General features: G+C 65.3%; 24 protein-coding genes. 17 read left to right on the top strand and 7 right to left on the bottom strand.

Going from position 1 to position 26088, the window contains the following annotated elements; genetic code table 11:
- Positions 1–104: 104 nt before the first annotated feature.
- The 6 genes from C6A86_RS07350 to C6A86_RS07325 all read left to right on the top strand — a co-directional run bounded on the left by C6A86_RS07350 (position 105) and on the right by C6A86_RS07325 (position 8344).
- The gene (locus C6A86_RS07350; RefSeq protein WP_105365702.1) at positions 105–1226 is read left to right on the top strand and encodes a VOC family protein; all 1122 of its coding nucleotides are present in this window, start codon (positions 105–107) and stop codon (positions 1224–1226) included.
- Positions 1223–2155, top strand: a complete 933-nt coding sequence (locus tag C6A86_RS07345) for a fumarylacetoacetate hydrolase family protein (protein WP_105365703.1) — start codon at positions 1223–1225, stop codon at positions 2153–2155. The genes C6A86_RS07350 and C6A86_RS07345 overlap by 4 nt, the downstream gene beginning before the upstream one ends.
- Positions 2152–4038: an acyl-CoA synthetase gene (locus C6A86_RS07340; RefSeq protein ID WP_105365704.1), complete on the top strand. Its 1887-nt coding sequence runs from the start codon at positions 2152–2154 to the stop codon at positions 4036–4038. Before C6A86_RS07345 ends, C6A86_RS07340 begins: the two co-directional genes overlap by 4 nt.
- 10 nt (positions 4039–4048) lie before the next feature.
- The gene (locus tag C6A86_RS07335; RefSeq protein ID WP_233213209.1) at positions 4049–5683 is read left to right on the top strand and encodes a bifunctional 3-(3-hydroxy-phenyl)propionate/3-hydroxycinnamic acid hydroxylase; all 1635 of its coding nucleotides are present in this window, start codon (positions 4049–4051) and stop codon (positions 5681–5683) included.
- Positions 5680–7287 carry a bifunctional 3-(3-hydroxy-phenyl)propionate/3-hydroxycinnamic acid hydroxylase gene (locus C6A86_RS07330; RefSeq protein WP_158263327.1) on the top strand — a complete coding sequence of 536 codons (1608 nt, stop codon included), beginning with the start codon at positions 5680–5682 and terminating at the stop codon, positions 7285–7287. The genes C6A86_RS07335 and C6A86_RS07330 overlap by 4 nt, the downstream gene beginning before the upstream one ends.
- 217 nt (positions 7288–7504) lie before the next feature.
- The gene (locus tag C6A86_RS07325) at positions 7505–8344 is read left to right on the top strand and encodes an EamA family transporter (RefSeq protein ID WP_105365707.1); all 840 of its coding nucleotides are present in this window, start codon (positions 7505–7507) and stop codon (positions 8342–8344) included.
- A gap of 145 nt (positions 8345–8489) precedes the next feature.
- Here the strand turns inward: C6A86_RS07325 and C6A86_RS07320 are convergent, their stop codons facing one another.
- Positions 8490–8645: a hypothetical protein gene (locus C6A86_RS07320; protein ID WP_158263328.1), complete on the bottom strand. Its 156-nt coding sequence runs from the start codon at positions 8643–8645 to the stop codon at positions 8490–8492.
- 80 nt (positions 8646–8725) lie between these two features.
- On the opposite strand from C6A86_RS07320, the gene C6A86_RS07315 reads away from it, so the two are divergent.
- Positions 8726–9154: a PPOX class F420-dependent oxidoreductase gene (locus tag C6A86_RS07315; protein ID WP_105365708.1), complete on the top strand. Its 429-nt coding sequence runs from the start codon at positions 8726–8728 to the stop codon at positions 9152–9154.
- A gap of 23 nt (positions 9155–9177) precedes the next feature.
- Here C6A86_RS07315 and putP read toward each other — a convergent pair whose 3' ends face one another.
- The 3 genes from putP to C6A86_RS07300 form a co-directional block, all read right to left on the bottom strand.
- Positions 9178–10698: a sodium/proline symporter PutP gene (putP, locus tag C6A86_RS07310; protein WP_105365709.1), complete on the bottom strand. Its 1521-nt coding sequence runs from the start codon at positions 10696–10698 to the stop codon at positions 9178–9180.
- Positions 10699–11091: 393 nt separating this feature from the next.
- On the bottom strand, positions 11092–12030 hold the full coding sequence (locus C6A86_RS07305; protein WP_105365710.1) for an NADP-dependent oxidoreductase: 939 nt from the start codon (positions 12028–12030) through the stop codon (positions 11092–11094).
- Positions 12031–12317: 287 nt separating this feature from the next.
- Positions 12318–12917 carry a cupin domain-containing protein gene (locus C6A86_RS07300; RefSeq protein ID WP_233213210.1) on the bottom strand — a complete coding sequence of 200 codons (600 nt, stop codon included), beginning with the start codon at positions 12915–12917 and terminating at the stop codon, positions 12318–12320.
- Positions 12918–13104: 187 nt separating this feature from the next.
- On the opposite strand from C6A86_RS07300, the gene C6A86_RS07295 reads away from it, so the two are divergent.
- Positions 13105–13653 carry a TetR family transcriptional regulator gene (locus tag C6A86_RS07295; RefSeq protein ID WP_233213211.1) on the top strand — a complete coding sequence of 183 codons (549 nt, stop codon included), beginning with the start codon at positions 13105–13107 and terminating at the stop codon, positions 13651–13653.
- Positions 13654–13807: 154 nt separating this feature from the next.
- Here the strand turns inward: C6A86_RS07295 and C6A86_RS07290 are convergent, their stop codons facing one another.
- Positions 13808–14395, bottom strand: coding sequence for a TetR/AcrR family transcriptional regulator (locus tag C6A86_RS07290; protein WP_105365712.1), 588 nt, complete (start codon positions 14393–14395; stop codon positions 13808–13810).
- A gap of 100 nt (positions 14396–14495) precedes the next feature.
- Here C6A86_RS07290 and C6A86_RS07285 point away from each other — a divergent pair, with 100 nt between their 5' ends.
- From C6A86_RS07285 to C6A86_RS07275, 3 genes are read left to right on the top strand one after another with little or no spacing between them, the layout of a single operon-like run.
- The gene (locus tag C6A86_RS07285) at positions 14496–14972 is read left to right on the top strand and encodes a DUF1772 domain-containing protein (protein ID WP_105365713.1); all 477 of its coding nucleotides are present in this window, start codon (positions 14496–14498) and stop codon (positions 14970–14972) included.
- Positions 14973–15027: 55 nt separating this feature from the next.
- Positions 15028–15345: an NIPSNAP family protein gene (locus C6A86_RS07280; RefSeq protein WP_105365735.1), complete on the top strand. Its 318-nt coding sequence runs from the start codon at positions 15028–15030 to the stop codon at positions 15343–15345.
- A 32-nt stretch (positions 15346–15377) separates the two neighbouring features.
- Positions 15378–15761: a DUF4267 domain-containing protein gene (locus C6A86_RS07275; protein ID WP_105365714.1), complete on the top strand. Its 384-nt coding sequence runs from the start codon at positions 15378–15380 to the stop codon at positions 15759–15761.
- Positions 15762–15825: 64 nt separating this feature from the next.
- Here C6A86_RS07275 and C6A86_RS07270 read toward each other — a convergent pair whose 3' ends face one another.
- Together C6A86_RS07270 and C6A86_RS07265 are read right to left on the bottom strand one after the other, a co-directional pair.
- A complete protein-coding gene (locus tag C6A86_RS07270) occupies positions 15826–16806 on the bottom strand; it encodes an SDR family oxidoreductase (RefSeq protein WP_105365715.1) in 981 nt (326 codons plus the stop codon).
- A gap of 96 nt (positions 16807–16902) precedes the next feature.
- Entirely contained in the window at positions 16903–17697 is a 795-nt protein-coding gene (locus C6A86_RS07265) for an SDR family oxidoreductase (RefSeq protein ID WP_233213212.1), read from the bottom strand.
- A 124-nt stretch (positions 17698–17821) separates the two neighbouring features.
- Between C6A86_RS07265 and C6A86_RS07260 the strand changes: the two genes are divergently transcribed.
- The 6 genes from C6A86_RS07260 to C6A86_RS07235 all read left to right on the top strand — a co-directional run bounded on the left by C6A86_RS07260 (position 17822) and on the right by C6A86_RS07235 (position 25831).
- Positions 17822–18547 (top strand): TetR family transcriptional regulator, encoded by a 726-nt coding sequence (locus C6A86_RS07260; protein ID WP_105365717.1) that lies wholly within the window; start codon positions 17822–17824, stop codon positions 18545–18547.
- A 3-nt stretch (positions 18548–18550) separates the two neighbouring features.
- Positions 18551–19894, top strand: coding sequence for a helix-turn-helix domain-containing protein (locus C6A86_RS07255; RefSeq protein ID WP_311101066.1), 1344 nt, complete (start codon positions 18551–18553; stop codon positions 19892–19894).
- A 134-nt stretch (positions 19895–20028) separates the two neighbouring features.
- Positions 20029–20982, top strand: a complete 954-nt coding sequence (locus C6A86_RS07250; protein WP_105365718.1) for a fumarylacetoacetate hydrolase family protein — start codon at positions 20029–20031, stop codon at positions 20980–20982.
- Between the two features lie 14 nt (positions 20983–20996).
- Complete coding sequence (locus tag C6A86_RS07245; protein ID WP_105365719.1) at positions 20997–21683, top strand: VOC family protein; 687 nt, start codon at positions 20997–20999, stop codon at positions 21681–21683.
- Positions 21684–21686: 3 nt separating this feature from the next.
- Positions 21687–23507, top strand: coding sequence for an FAD-dependent monooxygenase (locus C6A86_RS07240; RefSeq protein ID WP_105365720.1), 1821 nt, complete (start codon positions 21687–21689; stop codon positions 23505–23507).
- On the top strand, positions 23504–25831 hold the full coding sequence (locus tag C6A86_RS07235; RefSeq protein WP_105365721.1) for a transketolase-like TK C-terminal-containing protein: 2328 nt from the start codon (positions 23504–23506) through the stop codon (positions 25829–25831). Before C6A86_RS07240 ends, C6A86_RS07235 begins: the two co-directional genes overlap by 4 nt.
- Positions 25832–26088 lie beyond the last annotated feature (257 nt).

Genomic DNA, 26088 nt, shown 5'->3' with positions numbered 1-26088 from the left:
ATCTAGCAGTTCAGTCACAACTGAGGATATCGTCAGTAGCCTTGACTGAGGATGCCGTCGTATGTGACGATTTCATCAGACTTTGAAAGGAGGGCGGTCGACACATGGCTGGGACCCACAACGACCTGCACAGCGAGCGCGGTGCATTGCCCGGCGAGTTCGCCGACCGCGCCACGAATCCCACCATCAAGATCCGCGACATCTCGTGGCTCGAATTCGAGAAACCCGATCTTCTACGTGCCGAGGCCTTCGCGCGTGCGTTCGGCTTCCAGACGACCCTGCGAACTCCCGAGGAACTGCACCTCCGCGGAACCGATGTGGGCACTCCTTGCGTGATCCTGCGGCGCGGCGAAAAGTCTCGCTTCACCGGCGTGGCCTTCCGTGCCGCCGACGAAGCCGACGTCCGTCGGCTTGCCAACAAGACCGGCGCGAAGGTGCGACCGCTGCCCGACACCATCGGCGGTTCGGCGGTCCAACTGAACGACCCCAGCGGAATCCCGGTCCGCGTGGTAGCGGGTACTCATGAGCTTCCCCAATTACCTACGCAGACACCGCTTCTGTTCAACACCGGCCATGAGACCGTCCGCACCAATGCCACCCAGCGGCCTCCTCGGGCCCCGGCCAGAGTCCAACGCCTCGGTCACGTGGTGCTGCAGTCGACCAAGTACGTCGAAGCGCTGACCTGGTATCAGCACAACCTCGGGATGATCGTCAGCGATTTCCTGTTCTTTCCAGGCCAGCGCGAACGTGGCCCCACGATGAGCTTCATCCGCTGCGATCGCGGCGCCGAGCCCGCCGATCACCACACATTGGCGATGGCGCTGGGCCCGGCCAACCGGTACGTGCACTCGGCGTACCAGGTCAGCGATCTGGATGCACTCGCAGCCGGCGGGGAGTACCTGAGAGAGCGCGGCTATTTTCGGTCCTGGGGTATCGGCCGCCACATTCAGGGCAGCCAGCTCTTCGATTACTGGCGTGATCCCGACGGGTTCCTCGTCGAACACTTCGCCGATGGTGACATGTTCGACAACACCCTCGAACCCGGCTGGGCACCGTTCACCGCCAGCGGCCTGTCCCAGTGGGGCCCTCCGGTCAGCAACGACTTCCTCGGCACCAGCCCGCGCGGCGCCCGCGCGGAAGCCCTGTCCATCCTCACCGCCCTCCCACAGCGCAACGAGTTCGACCTCCACCGCCTCATCGGCCTACTGAAAGTTGCCCGCTCATGAGCACATCCATCATTCGCACCGCCGACGGCTGGTGGGTCAAGACCGCCGACCGCGCCACCAAGATCGGCACCTCTGCCTCCACCACCGCACAGCTGCTCGCCGACCGCGCCGCGATCGCCGCCGCAACCGGTGACACCGTCGCGGTGGACGGGCTGGATCTGCTTTCGCCGCTGACCCGGCCCTGCCGGGTAGTCGCGCAGATGACCAATTTCGAATCCCACGTGAAGGATTCGGGCATGGACCCCAAGACGGTCCCGCTGACGTTCTTCCGAAAGTCCTCCGCATCCATCAGCGGCCCATTCGACGACATCGTCAAACCCAAACATGTCCGGTTCCTCGACTACGAGGTGGAGATCGGCCTGGTCATCGGGCGCGACCTGCCGGTAGGCACCGACGTGACACCCGACAATCTCGCCGATTATGTTGCCGGACTGGTGATTACCAACGACGTGTCCGCACGCGACATCCAGCTGCCACAGACCCAGTTCTACGAGGCGAAGTCGTACCCGACCTTCACCCCGGTCGGGCCGGAACTCGTACTCCTCGATGCCGACGAGCTTGCCCGTTTCGGCGACCTGCGCCTGCGGCTGAGCGTCAACGGGGACGAACGTCAGAATGCCGTGGTCGAGGGCGATATGCTCTACCGGCCGCTGGCCGCGTTGCAGTCGCTGACCCGGTTCCAGGATCTCGCCGCCGGCGACCTCGTGCTGACAGGTACACCAGCAGGCACGGCGCTCGTCGCACCACCCAAACCCATCGAGATGATCGGCGCATTGCTGCCGCCGGCGGTGAAGTGGAAAGCCTTCTTCAAACGTCAGGCTTCCAACCGCAAGTACCTGCAGCAGGACGACGTCATCACCGCATCGGTGGCCACCGACGACGGTGCGATCGACCTCGGCATCCAGCGGATGAAGGTCACCTTCGCGTGACCACCGATCAGCTGTGGCCACGCTACGCCGGACCCGCCGACCTGCCCGATGTCGAGCGTGTGCCGCTGCATCAACGGGGGCTGCCGAACTCGACATTCGACATCGTGGAGCGGGCGGCCGGCCTGTGGCCGGACGCCCCGGCGGTGACCGTGTTGCCGGACGCGACCCACTGGGACAACGGCACGTCGAAGACGTTCGGCGAGTTGGCCACCGACGTTCGCCGAAGCGCCAACTTTCTCCGTGCCATCGGGGTCCAGCGCGACAGCGTGGTGGCTCTGCTGTGCCCGAACTGCGACGAACTGATCACCGCAACCCTGGCGGCGCAGCTGGCCGGGATAGCCGCACCGATCAACAGCGGGCTGAGCGCTGAACAGGCCGGCGAACTCCTCGCGCGGTCCGGTGCCCGCACCCTGATCAGCGCGTCGCCCGAGTTCGATGCCGCGAGCTGGGATGTGGCGCAGGCCCTGGCCGACAGTGGGTTGATCGACTGCGTCCTGTTGCTTTCACCGACCGGCACGGCGGTGACCGAGCCCGTGCCCACATTGCCCGGCGTCACCGTCGGATATCTGACGGTGATGGCCTCGGGATACGACGGCGCGGGCTTCGCGGGCGAGCCACCCGAACCTGGCGACCTGGCGGCGATATTCCATACCGGGGGCACCACCGGAACCCCGAAACTCGCCGCGCATACCCACGCCAATGAGGTCACCGACGCCTGGATGGTGGCCGCCGCCGACACCGTCCTCGACCAGGATTCCGTCGTCTTCGCGGCGTTGCCCCTGTTCCACGTCAACGCCTTGGTGGTCACCTTGCTGGCGCCGCTGCTGCGCGGTCAGCGGGTGGTGTGGGCAGGTCCGCTCGGATACCGGGATACCGCGCTGTATGCGAACTTCTGGAAGATCGTGCAGCACTACCAGGTCGCAGCGATGAGCGCGGTGCCCACCGTCTATGCGGTGCTCGCTCAGTGCCCGATCGACGCCGACATCTCCAGCATGCGGATCGCCATCGTCGGCGCATCGGCACTTCCGCCCGCCGTGCGCAAGGACTTTGAATCACACACCGGTATCACCCTTGTCGAGGGATACGGGCTCACCGAAGCGACCTGCGCGAGCGCTCGCAGCTTCGGTCCATACCCACGACCCGGCTCAGTGGGTCAACGCCTGCCCTACCAACAGATCACCGCAGCCAAGGTCGATGAGCAAGGACACCTGATCGATCTTGCTCCCGGCGAGGTAGGAACGTTGATCATCGGCGGGCCAACGGTATTCGCCGGCTACGTGTCCGGCCACGGCGCGCACGGCCTGCAACTCGACGGATTGGGAAGCCTCCATGGGGAACGGCTGGACACCGGCGATCTCGGCTGGGTTGACGACGACGGGTTCGTCTATCTGACCGGCCGCGCCAAAGACCTCATCATCCGCGGCGGCCACAACATCGACCCCGCACAGATCGAGGACGCACTACTCGCCCACGGCGACGTGGCCTCCGCTGCCGCTGTCGGCGCCCCAGACGCCCACTCCGGAGAGGTCCCGGTCGCCTACGTCACGCTTCATCCTGGATCTATCGTCAGCGCTGACGAGCTGACACGGTGGGCGGCCACCCAGGTCGGTGAGCGCGCCGCCGCGCCACGAAAAGTGACCATCCTCGACGCGCTACCGGTGACCGCCATCGGCAAGCCGTACAAGGTGCCCCTGCGCGCCGATGCCGCCCGTGATGTCTTCTCCGACGCCCTGGCCGGGCACGACGGTGTCTGCGTTCACGCGCAGATCGAGGGCGGAGCGCCCGTGCTCATCGTCGATATTGCCGACCCATCACACCGTGAGGACATCGACCGCGTGTTGGCACGCTACGCCGTGACCTACCGCGTGGTGGAAGCGAACTGAGCTCAATTCAGTGACTCCGCATCTGAGATTGATCACTGCCGCCGGACCGCCCGTCGTCATCGTCGGTGCGGGTCCTACCGGTGCCACCGTGGCGACCTTGCTGGCGCAGTACGGCATCAGCAGTCTGGTGCTCGACCGGTGGGACGGGGTCTATCCGCAACCCCGCGCGGTACACATGGATGACGAGGTCTATCGCATCATCGCGCGGTTGGGCCTCTCCGCACGGTTCGCGGCCATCTCGCGCCCGGCCCACGGACTACAGCTGCGCGACCACGATCACCGTGTTCTTGCCGAGTTCCACCGAGATACCCTGCCCAGCACCAATGGTTTTCCGCAAGCAAACATGTTCGACCAACCCGAGCTCGAATCTGTCCTTCGGGAGAATCTCACCCGCTACCCCGGCATCGAAGTGCGGGGCGGCTGCGAGGTGATCGGCATCGAGCAGCGTGCAGACGGTGGCGCTCGGGTCAGCTACCGCGACCGCGGTGACGGCACCACCCAGCAGGTGGACGCGGACTACGTACTGGGCTGCGATGGCGCCAATAGCTTTGTGCGCTCGACGATCCGCGCGCAGATGGTCGACCTTCGGTTCCAGCAACGCTGGCTGGTGATCGATGTCGAGACCACCGCGGACCTCGGCCAGTGGGAGGGCGTCCATCAGGTCTGCGATCCCGTACGGGCAGGTACCTACATGCGTATCGGAGACACCCGCTACCGGTGGGAGTTCCAGTTGCTCGACGGCGAGACCGCCGAACACTTCTGCGACCTGACCGCGCTCAAGCCGCTGATCGCGCCGTGGACCGGAACTGTGGGCGAGGACCAGCTGCACCTCATCCGGGTCGCCGAGTATGTTTTCCGCGCCCAGCTCGCCGACCGCTGGCGCCGGGGGAACGTCTTCTTGCTCGGTGACGCCGCCCACCTGACGCCACCCTTCATCGGCCAGGGCATGGGTGCCGGACTTCGCGACGCAGCCAACCTCGCATGGAAGCTGGCAGGTGTGATTTCCGGTGACCTGCCACCGTCGGCACTGGACAGCTACGAGCGCGAACGAAAACCACACGCGCGAGCCATGGTTCGACTGGCCCTGGTTGTCGGCAGATTCATGACCGCGGGAGGTGAGACCGGCTCGCTGCTGCGTCGCATCGTGGTGCCACGGCTGGGGCTGATACCGGGCATGCGCAACCGGATCATGGATTCGTCGACACCGGCGCTGCACCGCTCCCGCTTTGTTCGACGCCGCCGAGGCCTTCGGTCACTGACCGGGACATTGTGCCCCAACTCCGTGTTGCCGGACGGCCGCCGGGTCGACGACGTCCTGGGTCTGGGTTTCGCGCTCATCACCTCGCTGCCGCTCACGTCGGCCCAGCACCTGCTGGCCGAAGAGCGCGGCTGCACAACATATTTCGCCGCACCCGGTACCGAGATGGCCCGGTGGCTACGCCGCGGTCACACCGTCGCCGCGTTGGTCAGACCCGATCGCACCGTGATGGCGACGTCGAGGAGTGTCGCTCAGCTCGTCACGCAGGTCCCGCGCTACCAACCCTTTCCTCCTACGATGCCGATGCCGATCTCGAAGGACTCTGGATCTCTGTTCAGCTCGACCGACAACCAATGCGATGCCGCAGTGACGGAGGACAAACCGTGAACGCACCCGAGATCTACGACGTGGTCATCGTCGGCCTGGGCCCATCGGGCGCGGCCGCCGCGAATGCCTGCGGCCAACTGGGATTGCGGACCTTGGTCGTCGAACGTGATCTGGCGATCTTCGAACGCCAACGCGCGATCGCCCTGGACGACGAAGCGCTGCGCGCGATCGACAACCTCGGCCTCTACGACGACGTCACCGCCCACATGCATCTCGGGGTGACTGCACGTTTCATCGGACTCAACGGCAAGCCGTTCATCGTCGGCCCCACCGGGCCCACCCGCTACACCGGACATGCGGTGGCGAACTTCTTCCACCAACCGTTGCTGGAGCATGCTCTGCGCGAGGGGCTCAGGCGCTGGCCACACGTCCAGGTGCTCGCCGGCTGGACCGCCGAGTTCGTCGAGCAGGACGGTCAGGCGGTCACCCTTCGCGTCGCCGACGCCGACAGCACCGACCGCCTGGTGCGGGCCCGCTACGTGTTGGCCTGTGACGGCGGAAGTAGCCCGCTGCGCAAGCAATTGGGTATCGAGTTTGCCGGCAAGTCGTATTCCGAGCAGTGGATGGACGTGCAAGCCCGCACCAAACGGCCGTTACACCGTGGACCCCACTTCGACTTCGTGTGCTCGCCGACCCGGCCCGGCGTGCGCTGTCCCTGCCCGGGTGGTTACTACCGCTGGGAGTGGCGCATCAATGCCGGCGAAGACGCCGAGTCCATGCTCGAACCGGAGAACGTCTGGCGCATGCTGGCCGAGGAGGGCGTCACCCCCGACGACGTCGAGATCGCCCGGACCTGGTCCTACACCTTCCACGTGCGCAAGGCACGCGAGTGGCGCAGGGGCCGGGTGCTGCTGCTGGGCGACGCGGCACACGTGATGCCGCCCTTTGCCGGTCAGGGGATTTCGGGGGCGTTCCGCGATGCGGCAAATGTGGTCTGGAAGATCCACGCCGCGATCGCCGGTCATGCCGGCGACGACCTCCTGGACACCTACCAGAGCGAACGCGAACCGCACCACGACGCCATGACCGGCCGGGCGGTCCTGCTGGGTCGACTGGTCATGCCGCCCAGCAGGTCGATCGCTCGCCTGCGCGACATCGCGTTCCGGGTCGTCGCCAAGGTGCCCGGAGCCGCGGACGCCATCACCCGTAAGGTCGTGGAACCGACGCCTCTGGGCCGTGGTTGTCTGACAACAGTTCCGCGCAAGCGGTCTCCGGTCGGCTACCTCCTGACCCCGGCGCGGGTCGCCATGGCAGACGCGCAACAAGTCGGCGTCGACCAGGCACTCGGGCTCGGTTGGAGCATCCTCGGAATGGACGTCGATCCCCGCGCGACGATGACGCCGCAACACCTGGCGGCGTGGCAGCGGATCGGCGCGCGCTTCCTGACCATTCGACCCGGTACGTCGGTCGTCATCGACGGCGAACTGGGCGACCCCAGCGGTCAGCTGTGGAATGCGTTGACCGACAACGGTGCCCGCTACCTCATCGTGCGGCCAGACCGGTATGTGTATCAGGCCACCGACGACGCCGCTGCCCTCGCGCCACCCACGTCCTATCGCCCCGGACTGGTCGCCCACGCCACGGCGGAACAGACCACCGCATGACTGCCTTCAACAGCGGGGGCGGCTTGCGCCGGCCGGCACCCGGCGAGGCGAACGCGTGCGAGTAGAGTCGTCGCCGATAGCGTCTAGGGTTCCGGCGGTCACACGCGACTGGTCCGAGCGTCGCCACCGGGAGTTCCGAACACTCGCGGTCATCTGAACGGATAAAAGCCTGGAGGATCTTGCGGTGGCGCGCGCGTGCCACCGGGAAGGTCCTCGGATGACGCCGATCATTGCCCTCGCCGTGTTGTTCTCAGCGCTGCTGCACGCCATGTGGAACTCGCTGGCGCACAACGTCAACGACCGACTGGTGGGTTTCGCGCTCATCGGCGCGGTCGACATGATCGGCGGCGGGGCGTTGGCGGTGCTGGCGGGGTTTCCGCCAGCAGGCGCGTGGCCGTTCATCATCGCGTCCGCGGCGCTGCACGTGGGCTACAACCTGCTGCTGCTGGCGAGCTACCAGCTCGGCGAGTTCAGCCAGATGTATCCGCTGGCGCGCGGCACGTCGCCGTGGATCGTGGCGCTGGTATCGGTGGTGGTGCTCGGCAACGACCTCCCGCCGAGCGAACTGGCCGGGGTGATCGCGATCTCCGCGGGGCTCGCCGCGCTGGTGTTCGCCGGCGGCCGGCCGGGCCGCCGCGACATCCCAGCTGTGACGGTGGCGCTACTCACCGGCGTGATGATTGCCGCGTACACCGTCGTCGACGGGCTCGGCGTGCGAGAGGCGCCGTTGGCCGCCTACATCGGGTGGATGTTCCTGCTGCAGGGCCCGCCGATCGCGGTGCTGGCGGTGATCCGGCGCCGCGGCCGGCTCGGGCCGGCGTTACGTGCGTCGGCCGGGGCAGGGATCACCGGCGGGATCATCTCGCTGGCCGCCTACTCGATCGTGCTGTGGGCGCAGACCAGCGGGGCACTGGCTCCGATCGCCGCGCTGCGGGAGACGAGCATCATCTTCGGCGCGCTGATCGGAGCAGTGTTCCTCGGCGAGAAGCTCGGCGGCCGCCGCGCGATCGCGTCCGCAGTGGTGGTGGTCGGGGTGGTGTTGATCAGCGTTGGCTGACCAGCGCGGCGATCGCGGTGGACAGCGCCGCGTGGATGGCCGCGTCCGGAATCTCACCGCTGCGGGCGAAGGGCAGCAGCGCGGCTCGGCATGTGCCGCCGAAGGTGTGATCCGCGTCGCGGCGTGTCGCGTCCTCGCACTTTCTCTACGACACCGAGGTCGGCTCCCCGATCCCGTTGGCAGGCACCGTCGCCGCGGTGGTCGTCGACATACTGGCGGCGCAGGAAGCACGCTTGGGGGTGTGCACGTCGTAGACCCCGGCCGGCGGCGCGTCCGGGTCGGAAAAAGGTGTGACGGACATTGATGGCCCAGGCTTAGAACGGACAGCAGCGGGGCATCCTGCGAATATCCCGAACTTACGGGCGATCTGGAGAACCCAAAATGACATCCTCACCTCTGGCCGACGAAGCCAAGCTCATGCTGGAAAAGCCCAACCCCGCCGTCATCAGCACGACCCGGCGCGATGGTCAACCGGTGTCTGCCGCGACGTGGTATCTCTACCGAGACGATCACTTGCTCGTCAATATGGATGTCGGTCGAAAACGTCTGGAACACCTGCGCAGAGACCCACGTGTATCACTGACGGTCATCGACCAGAACGATTGGTACACCCACGTCACCGCCATCGGACACGTCACCCGCATCTACGAGGACGACGGACTCGCCGACATCGACGCACTCTCCGAGCACTACCAAGGCAAGCCCTACCCCGACCGGGACCGCCCCCGCGTCAGCGCACTCATCGAAATCGACCGAGTCCACGGATGGGGCGCACACAAGAACAACGATCAGCCCGACGGAAGCGGCTAGGGCCGGTTGCCGATCTCGGGGCGTCAGGCAGGCGCCGCGGGCTCGTGAGCCATCTCGGCCATATCGGAGAACTCGCGCTGGATCTCGTCGTCCTCGCGGGCAGTCATGAGCGATACGGCAACGGCCACCACCAGGCAGGCGAGGAAGCCGGGCACGATTTCGTACATCGCGCTCGACAGCGACTCGGTCTGGCCCCAGATACCGACCACCACCGCACCGGCGATCATGCCGGCGATCGCACCGGCCGAGGTGAGCTTGCGCCAGAACAGCGACAGGATGATCAGGGGGCCGAACGCGGCCCCGAAGCCGGCCCACGCGAAGCCGACAAGGTCGAGGATCGTCCCATCCGGGTTGAGCGCCAACAGAACCGCCACCACAGCGACCGTCAGCACCCCGAGCCGACCGTAGGTGACCAACCTCGCCGAACTGGCCTCTTTTCCGAACGCCCGGTAGATGTCCTCGACCAGAGCCGACGAGCACACGATGAGTTGCGACGAGATCGTCGACATGATGGCCGCCAGCACTGCGGCGAGCACAATCCCGGCGATCAGGGGATGGAACATCACCTGCGCCAGCTGGAGGAACACGGTCTCGGGGTTGTCCAGCGTCACTCCCTCGCGGAAGAAGTACGCCAGGCCCGCGAAGCCGGTGGTGATCGCACCTGCCGAGGTGAGGATCATCCAGCTGATGCCGATCCGACGACCGGCCTTCGCATCGGCCGAGGAGCGCATCGCCATGAACCGGACGATGATGTGCGGTTGGCCGAAATAGCCGAGTCCCCAGGCCGCAGCCGACACGATGGCGAGGAAACTACCGCCGAAGAACAATGACGTGCGGTGGATTTCGTCGCCGGGGTTGGCGGCGTTGTGCGCGGCGTCGGCGGCCTGGACCAGATTGACCATCTCGCCCGGTCCGCCGGTCGCGATGATCGTGACGACGGGGATCGTGACGAGCGCCGCGAACATCAACACCGCCTGCGCAACGTCGGTGAGCGACGCACCCAGAAAACCACCGAACAGCGTGTAGCACATGGTGATTGCGGCGACCAGAAGCATCCCTGCCAGATACGACGAACCGAACGACGTCTCGAAGAACACGCCGCCGGCGACCATGCCGGACGACACGTAGAACGTGAAGAAGACCAGGATGATCGTGCCGGCCGCGATCCGCAGGACATGTGACTTGTCGCGCAGCCGGTTCTCGAAGAAGCTCGGCACGGTGATCGAGTTGTTGGCGATCTCCGTGTATGCCCGCAGTCGCGGTGCGACGAACTTCCAGTTGAGCCAGGCTCCGATCACCAGGCCGATCACGATCCACGACTCGAGGAGGCCGGAGGCGTAGATGGCGCCCGGCACTCCGAGCAGCAGCCATCCGGACATGTCTGACGCGCCGGCCGACAACGCGGCGACGGTCGGGGTGAGCCTGCGGCCGCCGAGCATGTAGTCGTCGAGGTCGCTGGTCTGCCGGAAGGCGTAGAAACCGATCGCCAGCATCAGAGCGAAGTACAGCCCGATCGCCAAGATCTGAAACGCGGAGTCGGACATAGATTTCTCGTTCCGTCGAGGGTACCTGTGATGCGCTCGTTGCTCTGAATCATGCAAGCAGGACGGCCGTCTGAACTTCTTGGCCGATCGTATGGGAAATGGGCTCGTTCTTTATCCGGTTCGACAGAGCGCCCGGGACAAAGCTTGCTCAGCTGTTCGGTGTCCAGACGCGACCAGGACTTCCCACAGCGCTCCCCTGCGGGCACGAAAACGGCCCCCGGAGAAATCTTCGGGGGCCGTTTTACCTAGTAGCGAGGACAGGATCGAACCTGCGACCTCTGGGTTGTGCGCCGGCCGGTTGCGTTCTTGCCGTTGCAGCCCACGCCGCTCACGTGCAGGTCGGCTGCGAGTCAGCGTCTCGCGTGTCGGGCAGGTGTGAGTGCCCTGCGGTGGCTAGCTTGTTGTGATGATCAACTTGCCGCCTCTTGGGGTGTTGTTGCGTTCGAGCTCGGTCAGCGCTGGGATCGCATCTTGGAGCGGTACCGTTTGAGCGATCGGCAGTCTCAGAGTTCCTGCTGCACACATCCCGGCAAGCTCTTCGAGACTGTCGACGTCGAGCTGGGTCATCAGGATGTTGTAGGGACCCGGCAGCGCGCTTTTGATGAACTTCTTCACGCTGGAAGGGACGATGTCGATGATGCGCCCTCCGGACGCGAGCAACCTACGCGCCGTCGCTGGCGCAAGCGTGCCCACGGTGTCGAAGACGATGTCGAACTTCTTCGCTAAATCGCTTGGGATGGAGTCGAAGTCGACGACCGGGTCAACGCCGAGCACTCGGGCATCCGGCATGCGGCTGGCACGGCAACTTCCTCCCACGCTCGCGGCCCCGCGAGCCAAGGCGATTTGGACAGCAGCCCGCCCGACCCCGCCAAGACATCCATGGATGAAGACGGATTGCCCCGTCTGTAGCTTCCCCTTGGTCACGAGGCCCTGCAGCGCGGCACCACCAATAGTCGGAATCGCAGCCGCATCCTCGAAGGACAGCCGGGCCGGTTTCCTGACGATGCCCTTTTCCATCGCGACGATCATTTCCGCGAAGGCACCGCTGGTTTTCATGGGGGCCACACCCAGCACGTCATCGCCCACTGCGAGCCGCGTGACACCGGGCCCGACCGCCTCCACGACACCCGCGAAGTCGTAGCCCAGTCCCCGCGGAAACGTGCGGCCGGTCATCATCTTCATGTCCCCGTTGCGGACCTTCCAGTCATACGGGTTAGCCGCCGCGGCCTTCACGCGAACCATCAACTCCCCGTTGCCCGGGCGCGCCGGCTCGAAGTCCTCAAATCGCATGACGTCGGGCCCGCCGTACTTGTGATACTGAATACGTTTCATCGTCGACTCCCGCGCGCCCTGACCACACCAAAGCGGCTGAATCTGTTTATTCGCCAAAGACATTCGGGTTGGTCGAGGTGAATTGTCCTCATGTCGCCCTTCTGCTGTCGGATCGAATCGACATGGAACGCGCATAGCGCGCCGGGGCGCTCATGAACCATGCGTTCGCGCCCCGCACGAGATGGGCTTTCGGCGACAAGAACCCGCCAGGGCGCGATCTGCGCTCGACTGGTGTGGCCGCCCGTGCGGCGCTGCAGACAGTGTTCTCGCACACCAAAGCCAGTGCATCATTTCTGGTTCGGGTCGGGCATCGTGAAGTCCCAGGTTCCTTCGGCGATGTCTGCGAGGCGCTGAAGGTAGGCATCCCGTCGTTCTTGCGAGGCGCCCTGCCGTTCCCGGTCCAATTCCGACACACCGAGATCCGCAGGAGGAAGAGTCTGCACAGTGGCCTCCACACCGTAAAACGGAAGATGGTCGTCGAAACCGCCTGGGGCATAGAAGTTGAGTACACGGGCATCCTCGTCGGATATCACGCGGAACGCGTGCCTCGTGGATTTCGGAACCCACACCACAGAACCCGGCCCGGCCCGTACGACCTCGTCTTCGCCGACCACGAACTCGATCTCGCCGGAAAGGATATAGAAGCCCTCGGCCTGGCGCTCGTGGATGTGCGCCGGCGGACCGGCGCCTGCCGGGATGATCTGCTCGATAAACGTGAACTCACCGCGTGTTTGGTTCGCGGACAATAGCACGTTCCACAGCACGCCGCGATACCAGTACGCCGGCGAATCGCCGGCCTTGCCCAGCAGCACCGTAGCTGGATTGCCACTGTTGACCATCGAATACCCCGCCTTCCCCGACCCGACCTTGTTGTCGCGACGTGACATCACGCTACCACTGATGTCGCGGCGTGACATCAGGAGTGCGGCCCGACACGGCGCCCGCATGTGAACCGAGCCACACGCGTCGCCGAAACGCGACACCACGCGTTGTCACGCCGCGTCATCACCGGGGTATCGTCTGGCTGTGCCGCGATGGGAACAGGGCAGTAAAGAGCGGCTACAGCAGGCCGCTATGGAGTTGTTCGAAGAGCAAGGGTTCGAGGACACGACTGCTGTCCAGATCGCCAAGCGTGCTCGCGTCACGACGAGGACCTTCTTCCGGTATTTCTCGGACAAGAAAGAGGTTCTGTTCGCCGACGAGGACATGCTGCGCGCGGCGCTCGTCCAAGAAATGCTCCACACAACTGACGTCGCGGAGCCGCTGGAGGCAGTGACTCACATGTTGGCGGGATTCAATTGGGAAGGTCTGGCTTCACGAGATTCCCTGCGCCGACGGGAAGCAATGATCGCATCGACGCCCTATCTGCGGGAGCGCGAACTGGTCAAACAGCATCAGATGGCCGACGAGTTCGGCAGCGCACTGCATCAGCGCGGAGTCGACCCGGATATAGCCGAGCTCGCGGCTCATGTGGGAGTCCAGATCTTCCGTACCGCCTACCGGCAGTGGCTAGAGCACAGGGATGAGACCGATCTGAGAGCCGCTACCAATTCCGTGGTGTCGCTGCTCGCGACGATCGTGCCAGGCCGACCAGCCGGCCACGCGAGAGAAACCGCCGGTTAGCCAGATCTCAGGCTGATTGATCGGGGGTGGCGCCGCTGTCGGCGAACCTGGGCGTGTTGGGCATGAATCGCCGATCCCCCACGCCATCAACGGTTCTGCGCCGTGGTCAGGCAGTGCTTGTCTTGTGCCCGATGCCCGCAGCCAAGATCGCCAACTACCGCGCTTCGCTTCTCGCCGTGAACTGCGCGACGAGTAGTCGAAGTCGCACGGTGTCGTTGCCCGGGCGTAGCCGGTCGGCACGGCTGAGGGTGACCAGTCCGTGCAGGGCCGCCCATAGCACCTCGGTGAGGGCGTCGGAGTCCTCGTCGTCAGTGATGAGGTCGACCACGCGGCGCAACTCGGCGAAGGCCGCGGTCAACTGCGAGGGAACGTCGTGGGCGGCGAAATGCATGGAAGTTGCCCGGGTGAACATCGCGTCATAGACGGCTGGGTTGCTGCGGGCGAAGTCGATGTAGGCGTGCGCAACGCGGGTCAGCGCGTCAGCGGCCGAATCGCGGCCGGAGCAGGCAGCCCCCATCGCCTCGGCGAGTTCGCCGAAGCCGTCGACGGCGACCGCATCAGCAATCTGGTCCATGCCGGTGAAATGCTTGTACAACACGGGCTGGCTGTACTCGATCTCATTTGAGAGCCGACGCGTGGTCACCGCATCCCAGCCTTCAGCCTCGGCCACCCTGCGAGCCGTGGTGATGATCAGCCGTCGCCGGGCGGCCCGCTCCCGTTCTCGGCGATCGCTAAGGGCCATACCGAAACAGTAGCACTGATACCAACGCTAGCGACGCTATTGACCGCTATCCCATCAAGGGTTAGCGTTGCTAGCAGTTCGATCGACGAGGAGTGACACCATGCCCCCGGACCTCATCACGCAAGTTGCCGCTGTAATCGCGGTGCTGTGTACCGCGGTTGTCTACGGCACCGACGCGTTTTGCGCGATCGTGCTGAAACCGGCCCTGGCGGCCTTGGACGACGACGCCCTGGTCGCGATCACCGGAAACGTGCACCGCTACGGCGACCGGCGCATGCCGGTGCCCGGAACGCTCGGACTCATCGCCACCGCGATCACCGCGGCCGTAGCCACCGCAACCGCCAACTGGGTACAAGCGATCGCCGCGGGCATCGCCCTGGTTCTGCTGATCTGCTGGCTCGTGCTCTATACGCGGCTGAGCGCACCGATCAACCGACAACTCACTTCAGCCGCCGACGCTGGCCGCACGCTCCCGAATGGGCGGGCGCTGCAAGCGAAGTGGGACTCGATCATCGGCGTCCGCGCCGGACTGCAGGGGCTGGCAGTGGCCGCCCTCTGCGTAGTGCTGATGACCTAGCGCGATCACCGCGATGCCAGCCAACCCGAAATCACATGAAGGAGAACAGCATCCGATGTTCCAGCTCAGGATCTACACTCTGCGATCGCCCGAAGCGCTGCAACAGTACGCGACCGTGCACTGGGCGCGCCATCTGGTGACCTTCACGACTTTCGGGATCACCACCCATGGTGTGTGGACCGAACATGACGACGCCACGAACCGACTCATCGCGTTGATCAGCTACCCACCGGGCGCCGACCCTGCCCAACTCACAGCCAGCATCATGGCCAGCGCCGAATTCGCCGCGGACATGGCCGGCTTCGACATCGACAACATCACCGATGTCCAGTCGATAGCCCTCGACCCGACCCTTTTCTCACCGATGCACTGACCGAATCCATTCTCGCCAAACAGGAGTGCGCCATGACCATCGTCATCACCGTCGCCTACACGCTCGCCGGACTCATCGCCGCGGCCATCATCGTCATCGGCGCTCGATTTCTCATTGCCCCCCGCGCCGCGGCCGCCGGTTACGGCTTACAACCCGATCTCACCCAGCCGTCAGTCGGCGCCTATATGAGCATCAAAGGCATCCGCGACATCGCATCGGGGTTCATCGTCATCATCGTCATGGCAGCGGGCCAGCCACACGTGCTGGGATCGGTAATCCTGGCTGCGACCATCATCCCGCTCGCAGACGCCGTCATCGTGCTACGCAACGGCGGCCCCGCATCCATCGCCTGGGGAATCCACGGCGCAACCGCTGCCACCATGCTTGTCACCGCGGCACTCCTGCTCGCTTCCTGAAAGAAACGCCACGTCGCGGTCCATCGATCTCCGGGAGGTGAGGTCTCCCCCGGTTCCATTGGCATCACGGCGCGGCGACCCCGCGCGCCGTAGCCGTACGACGAGCGAACTGCTCGTAGTCGATTGCTTTCCGCGGCAATACTTTCGACAGATCATCGAGGTTGCCTGCAGGAAGTCCGTGCACGTCGTAGTACTTCATCATCTGCACGTAAGTGTCCTGCGCATCGGACGACCAACTTCGAAACCCTCGAGCGTTCGGAGCCGCCCGCAACCCCCGAACGACGTCGGGAAGGGAACCTAATCTGGTCGCCAGCAACGACTTACCGATTGCAGAACCGAAGGGCCCAATGGCCACCAGCGGATTTGTCAGCGCCTGTGGGGGAATTCGGACGGCATCCATGGGGTGACCGAGCACGCGGCTCCAGATTTGCGCCATGTCGTGGCGGGTGAGTTCTACCGTCGACAGGTCATAGGTCTTTCCGATGTGTCCACCCGGTGTGATCAACACGTTGGCCGCGGCGGCGGCAATGTCCTCGACGTCGACCACGCCCATTCGACTCTCTGGCGAGGTGGGGTACGGAAGGAGGCCCGCGCCGAAGAAGTCCCAGAAGTCCAGAACGTTCTGCATGTAGTGCGAGGGGCGAAGCACCGTCACGGGCAGACCCGAGTCGCGCAAGATCCCCTCGACCCTGAGCTTTTGCCGATGATGAGGGAGTTCGGCGATATCGGGATGGATGACCGAGTGAAAGACGACCTGATCGAGTTGTTCGTCTTGGGCTGCCTCGATAAGTCGTTCGGCCACGGGCAGTTCGTCGACGAGCTGAGTTGGGGCGGCATGGTAGATCCGACGGGCTCCGCGTAGCGCGCGTTCAAGATCGCCGGGTCGCCTCAGATCACCGATCACGATCTCTGCGGCACCGTCTCCGCGCGATCGTCGCGCCTGGTCTTCGTTCTTGACGAACGCCCGCACAACTTGTCCGTTGGCGACGAGTTGTCGAACCAGAGGGCGTCCGACACCACCCGCTGCGCTGGTGACCAGAATCATGCCGTGCTCCTGTCGTCGAAAATAAATGGCTTTGTCGTGCAACGAGATCCGTTGCCGTACGTCACGTCGGGCGGCACGGCAACCGTTGACCAGTCGTCATCTTCGGACCTTGACTGGTCGTAGCGACCTCGCGAGCGCCGGCATCAGCACGCGCCTGGGGATCAGCCGTGCCAATGCCGCCGAGATCGAGTTGCTGACTCCCGAGACCGCAGACGGCGGTGTCCAGCGGCGGTCGAGCGCCCGCAAACCTGCCGCCGCGACCTGATCGGCGGACTGCAGGCGGCCCACCGCGGTGGCGGTCTCGCCGATCACGTCGAAGAACTCAGTGTGGGTGGGTCCCGGCGCAAACGATAAAACTGTGACGCCGTGTTGTTTTGCTTCGTACCAGAGGGATTGGCTGAAGCTGAGCACGAACGCCTTGGACGCGGCGTAGACAGCCAGGGTCGGTACCGGCTGATAGGCGGTCGTGCTGCAGACATTCAGGATGGCGCCACGACGTCGTCGAACCATCTCCGGCAGGAACGCATGACACAGGTCGACGACTGCACCGATATCGACGGCCAGAACGCGTGCGTAATCCTCCGCGTCACCGTCCAAGAATGGCCCCTGAGTGGCAAAACCTGCACTGTTGACCAACAGGTCGACATCGCCGTCGACGAGCGCGCGCAACTGGGTGCCCGGACGCTGGACCGATAGGTCGAAATCCACCGAGGCGCAAGAGATTCCATACTTTGCCTCGAGTTGTTTGGACAGCAGGTCGAGCCGATCCTGGCGGCGAGCCACCAGCACCAGATCACAACCGCGCGCGGCGAGCGCCTTCGCAAAGGCCTCTCCGATCCCCGAGCTGGCACCCGTCACCAGCGCTCGCACTGCGCGGTCGTCGTCGCGCACGATGTGCCTCCGTTGCGTGTCAGCTGCCCGTCGTCGTTTGCAAGGAGCGGAACGCTGCATGCATACGCGACTATTGCATGATGAGTGCAATTGGCGCAATATGTGATGCTCGTAGGATCGACGAATGGCCAGGAGGTCGAGCATCAGTGCCTCAGAGCGGCAGGCCGCCGTCGAGCGAGTACTCGGCGGACAACGTGCAACGACCGTCGCCGAAGAGGTCGGCGTGCACCCTGCCACCGTGCACCGATGGGTCAACGATGCGTCCGCCGGCGCCGGGTCCATCTCCACCGATCTGCGTCTGATGAAGGCCACGCAGGAGTTGCTACGCGATCACGACTACAACCAGATCACCGTCGAAGAAGTGGCCCGGCACTCCGGTGTCGCGCTGCGCACGGCCTTCCATCACTTCGACAGCAAGCGCGAACTGTTCAGAGCGGCAGTAGACAACGCTGCCGTGATCCTGATCGAAGCCATGCGCCATCAATATCAAGGCGCCCAATGGCCCGACGAGCCGCTACTGCAGTTGAGCACGTTCTTACGCCTGTCCGCCGAAGCCATCTATGCGACACCCTCGGCACACGTCCTCTTCCGCGACCTCGGAGTTCCGCGGTCAGACAGCTTTTCCGAGCGTTGGCATGACACCTTCGAGCAGGCCGTCGCGCAAATCCTGGCGAGGTGCGCGCTATCCGCGGCGATTGATCCCGACACCAATATCCCGGCAGCAGCGCACGCGATCACCGGGGCCATGCGCGGAATACACGCCGCGGTCTTCGATGGCGGCGACCCTGCACAAGCACTGCGGATCATCGATCGCCTCCATCTCACCGTGTCCGCCGGCAGAGCAGAGTGAACGATGCCGCGTGACGATCGACCGAAGGCAGTAACGGTTGACTGGCCGGCCGGTGTGATGCAGCGCCCGTGGCTGACCAAACTCGAACCCACTGAGGAAGGTCCATTTTCGGGAATATCCCTTCTACCGGGCCGCGCCGAAGAACTGGTCTCACTGCTCGGAGAGGGGCCGGTGGGCTGGGCGGTCGAACTGGGCGCGACGATGGCCGACCGCATCACCTCGGCCATTCCAGAGCTCGCGGTCGACGCGGTCGCTGTCGAAGTGCGCAGGGGTTGCGAGGCGGTGGCACTCGCGGCACTCACGGCGCTCTCCGGCGACATGCACGAGTCGTTCCCGGCCATGCCGGAGGTGCTGACGGGCCCGGCGGAGGTGGTGGCGCGCGGGATCGGCATCGAACACATGCTGCGCAGCATCCATCTCGCGCACGCCACTGCCACCGAGGTGCTGCTCGACGCCGCAGCACGGGTGATCCCGGAGTCGCAGCGCTTCGGGGAAATGCGACGAATCAGCGAACTCCTGTTCGGCTTGGTCGAGGTCGTGAACGAGCGGATGTCGAGCGAGTACGCCCGTGCGCACGAGGCGTGGTTGACCAGCTCCACGGCCCTGCGCATGGAGACCGTCGAGAACATCTTGTCCGGCAAGGAGATTCCGCTGGCGCGGGCATCTCGCATACTGGGTTACGACCTGAGTCGCTGGCATCTCGCGGTCATCGTCTGGACTGCGGGCCCCAGTCCGGCAGACCCGGCTCATTTACGGCGCGCCGCGGATGCCGTGTTGGACTCGGCCGGCTGCACGTCCACCATCGTGTTGCCGGTCGGCGCCCACCGGGTGTGGGCGTGGGGGTCGCGCACCGCCCACCCACCGGTGCCGGGCGAAGCAGATTCGGTGCTGGTACCGCCCGGCGTGCGGGTCGCGACCGGGGTGGACGGTATCGGCGTCGACGGATTCCGGGGCAGCCATCAGCAGGCCGCTCACGCCGCCCGCGTCGGCGCAATGTCAACCGGAGACCAGTGGCTCCTGCACTACATCGATCTCGACATCATCGCGATGCTCAGCGCGGACCTGCCCGCCGCCGGTGAGTTCGTCGCCCGTGAGCTCGGCGCGCTGGCGGGTCCCGGTGCATCGGTGCCCGTCATGCGCCACACCCTCAAGTCCTACCTCGACCGCGATCGCAGCCTGGCTCGCACCGCCGAACATCTTCACGTCGCCCGCAACACCGTCGCCTATCGCGTGCAGCGCGCCGAACAGCTGCGCGGCCGACCGGCCACCCACCGCCGCCTGCAGCTACACGCCGCGCTCACCCTCGCCGAGGACCTCGGAGATGCCGTCCTACCCAAGCAAGCCTGACGAGAGACGTCGTCGGCCCATTGGATTCAAGTCCAACTTGAACACTTCTGTTTTGGATCTCGAACCGAGTATCGGGATGGCTCCGCGGTCTTGACTGGATTCGTCCGGCCCGCTGCCAACCACAAGGAGATCCGGTGGTCACCCACCTCATCCGCTACCGCCACGAACAACGCGTCGGGTGGGGTGTCCTCGCCGGCGGCGTCATCTCGCCCCTCGACGGGAACTACGACCGAACCGCCGATCTGATCGAGCGCGGTGAGTCGGATTGGCGCTCAGCCGCGACGAAGGTCGGCAACCTTGGGTTGGACGACGTCGAGCAACTCTCGCCGGTCACGACCCCGTGCCGGGTGATGTGTCAGGGCGCCAACTATCGCCAGCATGCGATCGAATCGGGCATGAATCCCGACGAGCGGGCGTTCAATCTGTTCTTCGACAAGACCGACGCCACCGTCACCGGGCCCGACGGGCCGGTCATCCGTCCTTCCCACGTCGCGCTACTCGACTACGAGATCGAACTGGCCCTGGTGATGCGCCGACACGTCAGCACGCCGACCACGATCACGTCGGAGAACCTGCACGAGTACGTCTTCGGCGTGACCATCGCCAACGACCTGTCCGCCCGAGACGTGCAACTGCCCCAAGGTCAGTTCCTCAAAGGCAAGAGCTACCGGGGCTTCTGCCCCACCGGACCCGTTCTGGCCGCGCTCGAACCCGACGACTTCGCCGTGCTCGATGACCTCGACCTGCGACTCGACGTCAACGGCGAACCACGCCAAGGCGACAACACGGCCAACATGCTCTACCGCCCCGCGGAGACCCTGACCGAACTGACCGAGTTCTGCAATCTCAGTCCCGGCGACATGCTGCTCACCGGTACGCCGCACGGATGTGTCGCCACCTCGCCGCCACCGGTGGTGCGCCGACTGGCCACCGCGCTGCTGCCCGAGGACAAACTCTGGGCGGCGTTCGTCAAGCTGAACCAGCGCAAGCCCTATCTGCAGCCCGGTGACGTGATCAACGCGTCGATCCGCAGCGCCGACGGTGTTCTCGATCTTGGCACCCAGCGGACCACCATCACCGCACCGTAGAAAGGACACGACGCATGAGTGCCTCTCCGAGCCCGCAGCCGTCGACCCCCGAGGGCAACGACGAGGTGACGTCGGCACCCGACCTGAGCCGACTCCCCGACCGCGTGGTGCCCTCGTTCATCGCCCACTGGGTGGTCAAGACCGCCCGCAGTACGGAGATGATCGACTGGTACGGGCACGTGTTCGGCGCCCGCGTCGTCCACGAGGACGATCACATCGCCTTTCTCACATGGGATCACGAGAGTCACCGCCTCGCGCTGGTCAAACTCCCACCACCGCTGCGACATATCTTTCCGTTGGCACGGCTGCGGCGGAAGACCTACGGCATAGACCATCTCGCGTTCACCTTTCCCTCCTTGGAGCAGCTTCTGCTGAGCTACGAACGCCTGAAAGGCGTTGGCATCAAGCCGGTCTGGTCCATCAACCACGGTCCGACCACCAGCCTCTACTACGAGGACCCCGAGGGCATCCGGCTTGAGTTTCAGGTAGAGAACTTCCCTACCGCTCAGCAGACAGCGGACTACTTCAACAGCCGGGAGTTCGCCGACAACCCGATCGGCGTCAACACCGACCCGGACTACCTTCTGGAACGATTGCGCGCCGGCACCGAGGAAGTCGAGCTGCTGTCCCGTGGCGCCGGCACGCGCCCGGGGACCAAACAGAGAGCCAACAAGCGCACCCTCACATGGAAGACACTGTGACGCATGACTACTCACGACATCGTCATTGTCGGTGCTGGTGCTGCGGGTAGCACGCTGGCGCTACTACTGGCCCGCTACGGGATTCCCAGTACCATTGTCGACCAACGCACCGATACCCGACTACATCCCGCGGCCCACGTGGTCAACGCCCGTACCCTGGAGATCTGGAATCAGGCTTCTCCCAAGTTGGTTCGCACACTCGAGACGATGACGCCGGCGATTGACACGGTGAACATCATCCGGTGGTGCACCGACGTCCGCGCTGATCCCTTGGGCCAGATCGACCTGCTCTCCGAACCGGAGCGGCTTGCCGAGGTTCGAGGGCACAGCCCGTTCCTGATCTCTCACATCGGTCAGCATCTCCTCATGCCGGCCCTGTGGAAGGCGCTCGACGACGAGGCCCTGATCGACTTCCGCCGCGGTTGGCGCGCCGACCTCGACGAGGGCACGCTCGTGCTCCAGCCGCCAGGGCTGGCGCCCATCACCGAGACGCCGCAGTACCTCGTCGCCGCCGACGGCGCCAACAGCGCCTTGCGCAACCGGGCCGGCATCGCGATGACCGGCCCGGTCCTGGCCAACATGGGCAGCGTCTTCTTCCACGCGCCGCGGCTCTACCCGGAGGGCCACGACCGCCCTCTGCTGAGCTGGATCTATCACCCCCGCTTCAGCGGAGTGATGATCGCCCACGCCGACGACGACTACGTGCTGATGACGCCGTACCTGCATCCGGCGCAGCTCATTGCACGGGACAGCGAGAACTACTGGAATCGACAGCTGCCCGACGTGATCGGCGGGGCGGACTACCAGATCCGGTCAACGGGAACGTGGACCATGACCTCGCAGCTGGCCAGCACGTTTCGCCGAGGACCCCTGATGTTGATCGGCGATGCCGCACACCGGTTCCCGCACACCGGCGGTTTCGGCCTCAACAGCGGGGTCCAAGACGCCCACAACCTGGCCTGGAAGCTGGCCGCAGTGCTCGACTCGGGCGCACCGGACACGCTGCTGGACACCTACGAGACCGAACGCAGACCCGTGATCGCCCGGTTCGCCGAGCAGAGCACGACCAACCACTTCAAGCTCGACGAGGTCACCGCGCCACTGGGTATCACCAACCGCTCGCTCCATCAGGCCACCGAGTTCATGGCCAAGCCGTGGCTGTCGCGGATTCCCGACCGCGTCATGGCCTCCGTCGCCGATGGTCTGACCCGGGCACAGACCTCTCGGACGAAGCGACTGTTGCGAGACGACACACGGGGTCGGCGCCTGCGACGACGCATGGCCGAGACCATCCCCGGTCAACTGGAACACTTTGTCGCCAGCGGTCTGGAATTCGGCTACGCCTACGTCAGTCCGCTGATCGACACGGGTATCGAAGGCCCCTGCCCCGACGGCGACGTGTCCATTTACGTGCCGACGACACACCCAGGCACACGCCTGCCACACGCTCTGGTCGGCGACGGCGATGGGGAAATCCGGCCGTTGCACGACCTGATCCGACCCGCCGGGCTGACGCTGTTCACCGCCGACCCACCGGCCTGGGCCGCAAAGATGCCGCAGTCGCTCGCAAACGTCCCGATCACCATCACCGGGCTCACCCCGCCCAGCCCCGACACCCGTTCGGCGATGCTCGATCTCTTCGAGATTGGCGAGCATGGCGCCGTCGTCGTCCGCCCCGACGGTCACGTCGTGTGGCGCAGCCGTAACGGAGTCGACGCAATCGACCATTTCGCGACGTTCGTGCTGAGTGCCTGGGCGCCGCTGAGTAACGTTCGGACCGAAGCCGGTCAGAACCCGGTGCACCACCACCAGGAGCAATCATGAGCCTGCCGCATCCGACATCGCCGGCGCCGGCACATGCCCACGGCGCAGCGCTGAAGGAGGTCTGCGATGCGGCGCTGTGGCTGTCGACCGCGATCGTGCACCACGCCAATCGGGTCCGGCCCAACCCGACCGGAATGAAAGTCGGTGGCCACCAGGCATCTTCGGCGTCGATGGTCTCGATCATGACGTCCCTGTGGTTCGAACAGCTTCAGCCCGGGGACCGGGTTTCCGTCAAACCGCACGCCTCGCCGGTGTTGCATGCCATCAACTATCTCCTCGGCGAACTCGACGAGAAGTACCTGACGACCCTACGGGAATTCGGTGGTCTGCAAAGCTATCCGAGCCGATCCAAGGACCCCGACCCCGTCGACTACTCGACTGGCTCGGTCGGTATCGGTGCCACCGCCCCCATCTGGGGCGCGTTCGCCCGCCGCTACGTCGACACCACCTTCGCCACCACCGGCACAGGCAGACAGTACTCACTGGTCGGTGACGCCGAACTCGACGAGGGTGCGGTCTGGGAGGCGATCCTGGATCCGTCGGTGCAATATCTCGGCGAGATCGTCTGGGTCGTCGACATGAATCGGCAGTCCCTGGATCGGGTGGTTCCCAACATTGCTGCCGGACGCCTGGAGTCGATGTTCTCGGCGGCCGGGTGGCAGGTCATCACCGTGAGGTTCGGCAGGCTGCTCGAGGCGCTGTTCACCCGGTCCGGCGGCCACGCGCTACGACGCCGCATCCTGGACATGCCCAACCCCGAATATCAGCGCCTTCTGCGGTGTACCGCCGAAGAATTGCGCGAGCGGTTGCCGGGCGCCGAGCCCGATGCCCACGAGATCGCGATGCTCTTGGGCGATCTCGACGACGAGACCCTGCTGGCCGCGATCCGCAACCTGGGCGGACACGACCTCGCTTCACTGCGGAAGGCCTACGCCCAGATCGACGATGAGCGGCCGACGGTCATCATCGCCTACACCATCAAGGGTTACGGCCTTCCCACCGAGGGACATCCGCAGAATCACTCGTCGCTGCTGAGCGACGAGCAGTACGCCGACCTCGCGAACAGCCTGGGCAAGGACATCGCCCGACCGTGGGCCAAGTTCGACGACGACAGCCCCGCCGGACGTCTGTGTTCGGCCACTGCCGAACGCCTGCACCGCGACCGCCAGAGGGTGAGCACACCGCCGGCGGTGCCCAAGGATCTGGGCCGCACCCCGCCCGCGGTGTCCACCACGCAAGCCGCTCTGGGCCGCGCCCTGCTCGACTTGACCAGAGACGCACCGGAGGTGGCGAAACGGGTCGTCACCGTCAGCCCGGATGTCAGCTCGTCGACCAACCTCGCCGGCTGGTTGAACAAGGTGGGTGTCTGGTCCACCGATGAACGACGCAACTGGTTCGACGACGACCGCGAAACCATCATGCATTGGCGCGAGAAGCCCACCGGCCAACACATGGAACTCGGCATCGCCGAAACCAATCTCGTCGGACTGATCGGGGAATTGGGCGCCACCTGGAGCCGGTGGGGCCAGCCACTGTTCCCGATCGGGGTGCTCTATGACCCGTTCGTCGAGCGCGCGCTGGAACCGTGGTCGTACGGCATCTACGCCGGGGGCCAATCAATTCTGGTCGGCACGCCATCGGGGGTGACGCTCGCAGCCGAGGGCGGCGCGCACCAGTCCATCAAGACTCCGTCCATCGGCCTGGAGCAGCCCGGCTGCATCGGCTTCGAGCCGGCATTCGCCGTAGACGTCGAGTGGATTCTCATGGATTGTCTGTCCCGGCTGGGACGCCCTGACGGCACCTCGTCCTATCTTCGACTGTCGACCAGGCCTGTCCTTCAAGACCTCGCGGCGATCCCTGCCGATCCCGCCGCGCGGGAGCGCCGCCGTCGCCACGTTGTCGCCGGCGGGTACATCCTGCGCGGCACCGGCAAACCCGCCGTCACCTTGGTCGCCATGGGCGCCATGGTCACCGAAACCCTCGCCGCCGCGGACCGACTCGAACAACTCGGCGTGGCCGCCGAGGTCGTGTGCGTCACCAGCCCCGGATTGTTGTACGAGGGGCTGCAGGCACGTCACGGGCTCGGCGACGGACCGTCATGGATCGTGGACCAGATCCTTCCCGCCGACCGCGCCGCCCCCATGGTCACTGTCCTCGACGGGCATCCGCACACCCTGACCTTCCTGGCGACCGTCAACCACGTGCCGATCAAGTCGTTGGGTGTCAGCCGATTCGGGCAAGTCGGGTCACTCGACGCCGTGTACGAATTCCACGGTATCGACACCGACAGCATCGTCCGGGCCGCCCTGGATATGACGAGTTAGCCCGGCCGTCGAGCGTCGACCTCCGAAGTGTCCGCGCTGCGCGAAGCTCCGAGGCCACCGGCAGGATCCAGCATCGCGTGATGCGCCCAGTGGACCTGTGTCATGCAGACCGACGTCTCGGTGTGATGTGACGGCGCCGTGCCGCCTCGACCAGTGCGGTCGGTTCGAGCCGGAGAACACGTCGGGCTCAACTGGCACACCGCTCCGCGGCGGCGCGAAAGTCGGCCACTGCCTGCATCGCACGAGCCATGAAGGCG

The organism is Mycobacterium sp. ITM-2016-00316 (genome assembly GCF_002968335.2).
GTDB lineage: Bacteria > Actinomycetota > Actinomycetes > Mycobacteriales > Mycobacteriaceae > Mycobacterium.
The sequence above is the reverse complement of the archived record's forward strand: the minus strand, read 5'-3'. Positions and strand labels throughout refer to the sequence as shown.